The sequence below is a fragment of the Pseudoalteromonas sp. BSi20652 genome (assembly GCF_000239855.1).
Taxonomy (GTDB): Bacteria; Pseudomonadota; Gammaproteobacteria; order Enterobacterales; family Alteromonadaceae; genus Pseudoalteromonas.
Window position 1 is genome coordinate 1 of record NZ_BADT01000253.1, and the last position, 9,809, is coordinate 9,809.

The window sequence follows — 9,809 nt, forward strand, 5'->3', positions numbered from 1 at the left end:
GGAACGCACAGTCTTGTGTCTATTCCGGTTTTTTGTGCCTAGTTAAATGTTTTCGCAACGGCTTTATTAGCAGTACATTCAACTAAGCGTATTGGAGATACCAATTTTATTAAAAACATGGTCATTTTAGCGTATTAAATAACTCAGTTACTGCGTTAAAAACTATTCATATATGACTGCATATATGCAGAAAGTAGGCATGCAGGGAGCAGCTGCCGAGAACAAATATATGTCATGCTTTTCGCTTAGCTATTGAGTTATATTTTTAGCGTTATAATAGATCACTAATTTAATGCAATTGGTATTATTAAATCTTAACAGAAGATACTTTTTTATAGCCTTCAGATTCAAGCTCATCATTTACGCATTTTAATACGTAGGCATTTAGCTCTTCATTGCTTACGTCATCATCTTTAGCCCAGTTAACACACATTTCTGTGTATTCTTTTACCATTTCGGCTGAAGCTGTTGGCGCATCGTCTGCTACCGCGTAAGTCGCAGATACTGCAAATAGTGGAGCTACGATTAATGCTAGCAATGCTTTTTTCATTCGTTTATTCCTAAAAAAATGGTGTGATGACTGATTTACCCAGTTTAAGATTAGGTATAAACCAGTAGTGCCCAATCCAGAACAACTCTGTTGGTATACTGATTTTTAAACGAAAACGAAATAAAAGATAACGAATTTTTTTATCGTGAGGATGAGTAATTTACTTGTCAGGATTTCGCTGCATTGTGTTGCAGTGGTTTATAAGCTAAGGTCGCTTTTTTTAATTAAAAGACAAACCAATGTCATCACACACCCCTAATAAAAAACCACGCCAAGCTAATAAAGTAGAGCATGCATTAGAATCTTTTATTTTTAAAGGGCGTTGGCTACTAGCCCCATTTTTTGTGGGTTTACTATTTGCAGTTGTACTGTTGTTAATAAAGTTTTTTAAGCAGCTTTATTTAATGGGTATTGCGACATTTACAGCAACCAATCAAGAGTTACTTGTCGGTATTCTAACTTTAGTTGATACGGCATTATTAGCGGGGTTATTGCTGATCATTACATTTAGTGGTTACGAGAACTTTGTTTCTAAGCTTAATATTGATAATCACGAAGACAGACCATCTTGGATGGGAAAGGTTGGTTTTTCAGGTCTAAAGATGAAATTAATAAGTGCGATAGTCGCTATTTCTGCTGTTGAGTTATTAAAAGTATTTATAAACTCAGGCGCATATCCAAGTGATGAGCTACTTTGGAAAGTGACTATTCATGTCACGTTTGTAATGTCAGGCGTTTTATTTGCTTTAACTGACTACCTAAACAGTAAAACCCAAAGTCATTAGAAAAATTAAATGCACAAAAGAGCCCAAGTAATTTACTTGGGCTTTTTATGTTTAGAGGTTAGCTGTAAAATTAAGTGTAATTATTGATGTCATTAACACTTTGCATAAAAGCAAGCGAAAGGCTCAATCGTAAGTGTGTCTTGGCTTAATTTTGCGCAGTGGTGGCTAAGCTCATTGTATTCTTTAACGATTGTTGTTGGCGTATCAATACTTGTTTGTTGAGAACTTAGATTAAATATGCACAGCATTTTTTGCGGTCCAAGCGTTCTATAAAAAGCAAGCACAGGCTCAGGCGTTTCAATAAACTCAATATCACCCTCAAGTAAAACAGTTTGGCTTTTGCGCCACGCCATAAATTCACGGTAGGCGTTTAAAATTGAGTGACTATCATTTGTTTGCATCGCAACTGATTGCTGTTTGTGTGCATCATCAACAGGTAGCCAAGGTTTTACATCACTAAAACCCGCATGAGGTGAATCAGCTTGCTCCCAAGGCATTGGCGTTCTACAGCCATCACGCCCTTTAAAATTAGGCCAAAATGTTATGCCATATGGGTCTTGTAAGTCTTCAAAGGCAACAGATGCTTCACCTAAACCAAGCTCTTCACCTTGGTACATACATACACTGCCACGAAGGGAGGCAAGTAGGGCGGTTAGCATTTTACATTGCTGAGGGTTTATTTCGCCATTTTCGCTCCAGCGACTTGCTACGCGCTCTACATCATGGTTACTAAATGCCCAACACGGCCAACCCTCAGTCATACGTTGTTCAAGAGTTTGAACCGTAGTTCTAATATATTCACTTGAATAATCATTTGTTAAGAGCTCAAAGCTATATCCCATGTGCAGCTTATCGCCACCTTGGGTGTACTGCGCCATTGTCGCCAATGAATCCTCTGATGAGATTTCGCCAAGCAATACAGTACCTGGGTATTTATTAAGTAATGTGCGAATGTCTTGCATAAACTCAATATTTTCTGGCTGAGTGTTGTTGTAGTAATGATACTGAAATGCGTATGGGTTATCTTCACTGAAACCACGACCCTGGCGCTTATCTTTTGGTTTAGCTGGGTTATCGCGAAGTTGTGCATCGTGATAACAAAAGTTAATAGCATCTAATCTAAAGCCATCAACGCCTTTTTTAAGCCAAAACTCTACGTTATCAAGTACAGCTTGTCTTACGTCAGGATTATGAAAGTTTAAATCGGGTTGTTCGGTTAAAAAAGTTATGCAAATAATATTGCCCACGGCGAGGTTCCCACTGCCACGCGCCACCACCAAAAATAGACAGCCAATTATTAGGTGCTGTGCCGTCATCTTTAGCTTCAGCCCAAACATACCAATCCGCTTTATCGTTATTTTGATTTTCGCGGCTATCTGTAAACCATTGGTGTTGATCTGATGTATGGCTTAGTACTTGGTCAATTATAATTTTAATGTTGCGATCGTGGGCTTGGCTAATAAGTTCATCAAAATCGTTTAAATCACCAAAAAGCGGGTCAATGTCACGGTAGTCACTAATATCGTAGCCAAAGTCTTTCATCGGCGATTTGAAAAAAGGTGAAATCCAAATTGCATCAACGCCTAAGCTTTTAATGTAATCAATACGATTAATAATCCCTTTTAAGTCACCAATACCATCGTTGTTGCTATCTTGAAAGCTACGCGGATAAACTTGATAAATAACCGCACCTTTATACCACTGCTTTTGGGTCATGCTTTTCTCCGTCATTCCACACAGTATTTAGACTATTCTTTATTGTGATTACGATTAATCACGTTATTTTCAAAAAGCATACGTGAAGCCTGTAATTCTGTAAAAAGTCTGCATACGTATGCACTAAAAATAATGCAATAAAATTATTTAAAATAAGCGATTAGCGCATCTTTAGCGGTGTTCGTTTTGTGTGTTTAATGTTTACCAATTATGTTATTCATTCATTTTTTAGTTAAATTTCACCTAACAGTTTGTACTATAAAGGAAATATACCCTTGGTTTTACTAGAAATGGTCTGACCAATTTAACACTTAGTGAGTGTGCAATTATTTAAACGTTATATAACAGCACTAATTAATTTCATCTTGTTTACATTCAAGTAGGGAGGCTATTAGTTTTCTACAGAATAGATTTAATCTATCATGCCCTTTCAGTGTTTTTGTTTTGTTTATTTTTAATAAAATCATATGGTTAAAATTATATTCGTGTAATGTATGTTAATGTTAGGCTATATTGAGATTGTTGAATACGTATGCATAAAGTTGTTAATAAAATAAATCTGGCGTTAATATTCATCCTGACAACAAAATTAGCTCGCCTTGTTTAACTATCACTTAAACATTGAACGCGGGTATCACAATATGGGTAACGGGAAAACATTATGTCTATGTTCAAACCAAGTATATTAACTTTGGCATTAACAGCTGCAGGCTTATCAAGCTTTGCTACACAGGCTGCTCAAGAAGATACAATAAAAAAAGATGATGTAGAAGTTATCGAAGTTAAAGGCTTTCGTGGCAGTGTGGTTGAGTCTATTAACACAAAACGCTTCTCTACACAGGTTGTAGAATCTATATCGGCTGAAGACATTGGCAAATTGCCAGATTCTTCTATTGCTGAATCGATTGCGCGTTTACCCGGTTTAACCGCCCAGCGCTTAGACGGGCGAGCAAGTCGTGTCTCTATTCGTGGTTTTGGCGAGAATGAAAGTGGCACAACGTTTAACGGTCGTGAGCAGGTATCGATTGGTGATAACCGTGGTGTAGAGTTTGACCTTTATCCATCAGAAATAATGAGCGGTGTAACCGTTTATAAAACGCCAAATGCAAGTATTGATGCTGAAGGTATTGCCGGTGTTATTAATATGCAAACCGTGCGCCCTTTAAGTAAAGGCGAGCGTGTTGTGCAAGTAAATGGGCAGTATGAGCAAACCAGCTTTGGTAAATTAAATCCAGACGGTAATGATGAAGGCTATCGAGGCACTATCTCATACATCGATCAGTTTGCTGACGATACAATTGGTGTTGCCTTTGCTTTAAATACAATGAGTTCACCAAATCAAGAAAAACGTTGGAACTCATGGGGCTACCCAGAATTCACCGAAAATGGTAACGATTATTCAATTTTAGGTGGCGCTAAACCATTTGTACGTTCATCTACACTTGAGCGCGATTCTGCAATGCTTGTTTTAGAAGCCGCACCTACAGATAAATTAAACATGACGTTTGATGCGTTATATGTAGATTTTACAGATGAAAAAATTCTACGCGGTATTGAAGTTCCATTTGCATGGGGACAAGGTAGTATTGATGCAAATAGTGTTGTAGTTGATGAAGCATCTGGCTTTATAACTAGTGCAGTAACACAAGGCCAACGTGTAGTAGTTCGAAACGATTATGAAGAACGCGAAGCGGAACTTACAGCTTTTGGTTTTAATACTAAATATGATATTGACGATTCGTGGTCAGTAGAGTTTGATGCAAGTTATTCACAAGTAGACCGTAAAATCTGGAGTGTTGAGAGCTACTCAGGTACAGGGCGTGGTGATGCTCGCGGTGTTGCAGATAACTTAGGTTATACATTTAATGGTGGAAATACCGGCGCAAGTTTTACTCATGACTTAGATTATAGCGATTATGGTTTAATACAGTTAGGTGGCCCGCTATCGTGGGGTGCAAGCTCTGCACTTAACGATAAATATGGTTTAACTGGTACTGAGTATGAAAACCAAGCGCAAGATGGTTTTATTAATGCACCGACCATTGAAGATGAGCTGTCAACATTAAAAATAGCGGCTTCAAAGGTATTAGAAAACGAGTACATAAGCTCTATTGAATTTGGTATGTCTTACAAAGAACGTGAGAAAACAAAAGATTCAGAAGGTTACTTTATGACGTTATCTAGCTTTTCGCTTGATAACCCAGGCATGCTTAATGTGCCAGAACAGTACCGTAACGGAAGTGTTGATTTAGGCTTTATAGGCATGGGCGATATGATTGCTTATGACGTAAATGGCTTAGTTAACGACGGTTATTACGACTTACTGGCAGAGAGCTTAACAAATACAAGTCATGCGACTAAATCGTGGACTGTAAAAGAAGAAATTACTTCTGCATTTGTTCAAGCAAATATTAATGCTGAAGTAAGCGGCCTTGCATTAACGGGTAACGTGGGCGTGCGTTATGTACAAACTGATCAATCATCACAAGGTAATGCATTTAGTACTGTTGATGGTGTGGTTGTTACATCACCGACAAACATAAGTCATGATTACTCGCACGTATTACCTAGCTTAAACTTGTCACTTGCGATTGATGAGCAACAAACGATACGTTTTGGTGCTGCTAAAACAATTTCTCGTGCACGCTTAGATGAAATGAATTCATCAGTTAATGCTTCATATAATCAAACACCTGATGAAAATGGCAACTATTGGTCTGTATCGGGTGGTAACCCAAATTTAGAACCTAAAGAAGCAACCGGCTACGATTTTACTTACGAGAATTACTTTAGCGATGAAGGCTACTTCTCTGCTGCGTTTTTCTATAAAAATTTAACTCAGTGGATTTTTGACGGCACGTATGCAATTGATATGTCAGGCGTAGCAGACCCTTCAACAGGTGAAGTTCCTGCAACATCATCAGGTACAGGCAGCGGTAAAATAAATGGCGGCGGTGGCGATTTATATGGTTACGAGCTTTCACTAGCGTTACCATTTAAAATATTCCATCCATCTCTTGAAGGTTTTGGTTTAATTGCCAGCCATACTGGTATTGAGTCTGATATTGAAGATCAAAACGGTAACGATTACGAGCTACCAGGTCTTTCGGATAAAATTCAAAGCTTAACAGTTTACTACGAAATGCATGGTATGCAATTACGTACCAGTATGCGCAAACGCAGTGCCTTTAAAGGTGATGTATATGGTTTAGGTTTTAACACTGAACAAGTTGATATTTTAGGTGAAACTATTTGGGATGTTCAAGCAGGTTATGACTTCTCTGAGGCCGGCATTGAAAGCCTTGAAGGTTTATCTGTTCAGTTTCAAGTACAAAACTTAACTGAAGAACCGTTTACGTCACTTTCTGGCGACAATGCTCTACAAGTACGTGACTACCAAGATTACGGTCGTACTTACTTGTTAGGCTTTAGTTACAAGCTATAATAAAAGTTGTGTGTAGAAGCCCTTGTGATTTGTTTTACAAGGGCTTTTTTATAGCTAGTTTATCAAACACTGATTAATACCAATTCGCTTAATTAAGTTTATTGAGCGCTGTATTAAAGCGTGGGCAATAATATGAAACCAATAAAACATGTCGTAATTGCAGGCGGTGGTACCGCAGGGTGGATAACAGCAGCACTGCTTAATAAAGTGTTAGGTAAAGTAATTAATATCACACTAATAGAATCATCAGCTATTGGTACGGTAGGAGTGGGTGAAGCAACGATACCGCCCATTATTCAACTTAATAACGCGCTGGGTATAAACGAGCAAGATTTTATTAATGCCACTAATGCTTCAATAAAATTAGGTATAGAGTTCGAAAACTGGAAAACGCCAGGGCATAGCTACATGCATGCGTTTGGCTCGTTAGGTAAAGATTTTCCCTTTTGCGATTTTTATAACTTTTGGTTAAAAGGTCAAATTACGGGTTGCGAAGACGACTTATGGGGTTTTTCACTCAATTACCAAGCGGCTAAACAGCATAAATTTGCACCCCTCAATACAATTCCTAATACCCAACTACCTGGGCTGAGTTACGCATATCATTTTGATGCGACGCTTTACGCTGAATACTTAAAAAAGTTGGCTATATCGCGCGGTGTTAAACACATAGATGCAAAAATAAGCCACGTTGAACAATGCGATACAGGCAATGTTAAAAGCCTAGCACTGGATAACGACAGTCAAATTAGTGGGGATTTATTTATAGATTGCACCGGGCTGCGTGCACTATTAATTGAACAAACACTAAATACAGGGTTTATTGATTGGTCTCATTACTTACCATGCGATAGTGCAGTAGCCGTACAAACAAAAAGTACTCATGAGCTTAAGCCCTATACGCGATCTATTGCACATAGTGCTGGTTGGCAATGGCAAATACCACTGCAAAATCGTATTGGTAATGGCCTTGTTTATTGCAGTAGATACTTGTCAGATGATGATGCTAAGCAGTTACTGCTAAAAAGCTTACCCGCTGAGCCAATTACAGAGCCCCGTATTATAAAATTCAAAACAGGTCGGCGTTTAAAGCAATGGCATAAAAATGTGGTGTCGGTTGGCCTTTCAAGTGGTTTTTTAGAGCCGCTAGAGTCAACCAGTATTCATTTAATTCAAACTGCGGTTACGCGTTTAATTAAGCTATTTCCACACAACGGTATTAGCGATGCGTTAGTAACGAAGTTTAATAAACAAAGCGTTATTGAATTAGAGCACATACGTGATTTTATTATTTTGCATTATAAACTCACCGAGCGAGAAGACTCCCCGTTTTGGCGTCAATGCATGCAAATGGATATACCAAATTCCCTTACCCATAAACTGAATTTATTTAAACACACAGGCAAAGTAATACGTGAAGATGATGAACTATTCGCCGAAGTTGCTTGGCAGCAAGTCATGATAGGGCAAGGGCTTATCCCTGATGACTATAACAGTATTGTTGATTCACTAAGTGATGATCAACTGAGCGATTTATTCTCTACTTTAAAAACGTTGATCAGCTCAACTGTAACGCAGTTACCAACTCACCAGAATTTTTTAGCCAGCATTAAAAAGGTATAACAATGCGATTTTTAAACACACTTTTACTAGTAAGCGTATGTAGCTTACCAAGCTTAAGTTATGCACTTAATGTAGAGCCTGCCAATTGGTGGGTAGGCATGAATAAAAATAACATTACAGTACTCATGCATGAGCAAAATATAGCTAACGAAGAATTTAAATTAGATAAGTATAAAGGGGTTGAACTTAATAACGTAACACGTACCGACAACCCTAATTATGCTTTCCTACATTTAAATATTAGCGATAACGCAAAAGCAGGAACGCTCAAGTTTAACAGCACTAATACAGCGTATAGCTTTGAGTTTCCTTTATTTACTCGAGATAAAAATAGCGCGCAACGCCAAGGTTTCACAAGTGCAGATGCTTTATATTTAATTAACCCAGATCGCTTTGTAAATGGCGACTCCACAAATGACACCGTTAAAAGCATGCTAGAAGCTGCAAACCCAGGTTTTAAAGGCGGGCGACATGGAGGGGATATTCAAGGTGTTATTAACGCATTACCGTATTTAAATAATTTAGGTGTAACACAGCTTTGGCTTACTCCAGTGCTTGAAAACAACATGCCAGATTACTCTTATCATGGTTACGCGATTACAGATTTTTACAACGTTGATCCGCGAATGGGATCGAATAACCTATACAAAACGTTATCAATAAAGGCCAAAGAGCAGGGCATTGGGCTTGTTATGGATATGGTGCTTAATCACTTTGGTGCTGAGCACCCGTGGATGAAGGATAAACCAACTCAAGATTGGATTAACTTTAATGGGCAGTTTGAAAATGGCAAAAATGCCACAAGCCATGCGCGCCAAACAATTCAAGATCCACACGCAAGTAACTACGATAAACGCCAGTTTAGCGATGGTTGGTTTGTCGCTAGCATGCCCGATTTAAACCAGCGCCAACCATTATTAAATGAGTATTTAATTCAAAATGCAATTTGGTGGATTGAATACGCAGATTTAAGCGGTATTCGTGTAGATACCTATTCTTATTCAGACAAAGCATTTTTGAGTGATTGGACAAAAGCCATTATGGATGAATACCCACACTTTAATATTGTTGGCGAAGAGTGGACTTCAAACCCTGCAATAGCGTCGTATTGGCAGCGCGGTAAAGTAAATCAAGATGGGTATGTGTCAAGCTTACCCAGTGTGATGGACTTTTCGTTGCAAGAGGCGGTAATTCGAGCTTTAAATGAAGATGAAAGTTGGAGCACAGGCTGGGTTAAAGTATATCAGTCATTAGCTAACGATTTTTTATACCCAGACACCAATAACATTATGGTGTTTGCTGATAACCACGATATGAGCCGTTTATATACGGAATTTGGGCAAGACTTAGCTAAAACTAAAATGGCGATGACTTTGTTTTTAACAACGCGCGGCATTGCTCAAATATATTATGGAACCGAAATATTATTGGATAATACGCCGAGTAAAGATCATGGTGATATACGCATTGATTTTCCAGGTGGGTTCAAAAATCAAAACGCTAATGCGTTTACTGGAGTCGGGTTAAGTAAAGATCAGCGCGATATGCACGAAACTATAAGCACGCTACTTAACTTTAGAAAGCAAAGCCCGGCGCTTGCAAAGGGTAAGCTCGTTCATTTCAGTCCGAACAATGGTGTTTATAGTTATGCTCGCGTTAGTAATACGCAAACAGTATTAGTTTTTATGAA

General features: G+C 38.4%; 5 protein-coding genes and 1 pseudogene. 4 read left to right on the forward strand and 2 right to left on the reverse strand.

All coding sequences use genetic code 11. The features are described 5' to 3' along the window. Window positions 1-307 precede the first annotated feature (307 nt). Entirely contained in the window at window positions 308-550 is a 243-nt protein-coding gene (locus P20652_RS00315; RefSeq protein ID WP_007582596.1) for a hypothetical protein, read from the reverse strand. A gap of 239 nt (window positions 551-789) precedes the next feature. Between P20652_RS00315 and P20652_RS00310 the strand changes: the two genes are divergently transcribed. Further along, window positions 790-1,335 (forward strand): TIGR00645 family protein, encoded by a 546-nt coding sequence (locus P20652_RS00310; protein ID WP_007582598.1) that lies wholly within the window; start codon window positions 790-792, stop codon window positions 1,333-1,335. Window positions 1,336-1,427: 92 nt separating this feature from the next. On the opposite strand, the pseudogene P20652_RS19335 reads toward P20652_RS00310, so the two are convergent. Next, window positions 1,428-3,051 (reverse strand): annotated as a pseudogene (locus P20652_RS19335) (alpha-glucosidase). A gap of 661 nt (window positions 3,052-3,712) precedes the next feature. Here P20652_RS19335 and P20652_RS00305 point away from each other — a divergent pair. From P20652_RS00305 to P20652_RS19340, 3 genes are all read left to right on the forward strand, one after another. Beyond that, entirely contained in the window at window positions 3,713-6,496 is a 2,784-nt protein-coding gene (locus P20652_RS00305; protein WP_008172991.1) for a TonB-dependent receptor, read from the forward strand. Between the two features lie 132 nt (window positions 6,497-6,628). Beyond that, window positions 6,629-8,119 (forward strand): tryptophan halogenase family protein, encoded by a 1,491-nt coding sequence (locus tag P20652_RS00300; RefSeq protein ID WP_008172993.1) that lies wholly within the window; start codon window positions 6,629-6,631, stop codon window positions 8,117-8,119. Window positions 8,120-8,121: 2 nt separating this feature from the next. After that, window positions 8,122-9,809 (forward strand): glycoside hydrolase family 13 protein (locus tag P20652_RS19340; RefSeq protein WP_033018253.1); only part of this gene is annotated, 1,688 nt, incomplete at its 3' end.

Bases quoted from the DNA above. Each gene is read 5' to 3' on its own strand.
- P20652_RS00315 (WP_007582596.1), bottom strand. From the start codon at position 550: ATGAAAAAAGCATTGCTAGCATTAATCGTAGCTCCACTATTTGCAGTA.
- P20652_RS00310 (WP_007582598.1), top strand. From the start codon at position 790: ATGTCATCACACACCCCTAATAAAAAACCACGCCAAGCTAATAAAGTA.
- P20652_RS00305 (WP_008172991.1), top strand. From the start codon at position 3,713: ATGTCTATGTTCAAACCAAGTATATTAACTTTGGCATTAACAGCTGCA.
- P20652_RS00300 (WP_008172993.1), top strand. From the start codon at position 6,629: ATGAAACCAATAAAACATGTCGTAATTGCAGGCGGTGGTACCGCAGGG.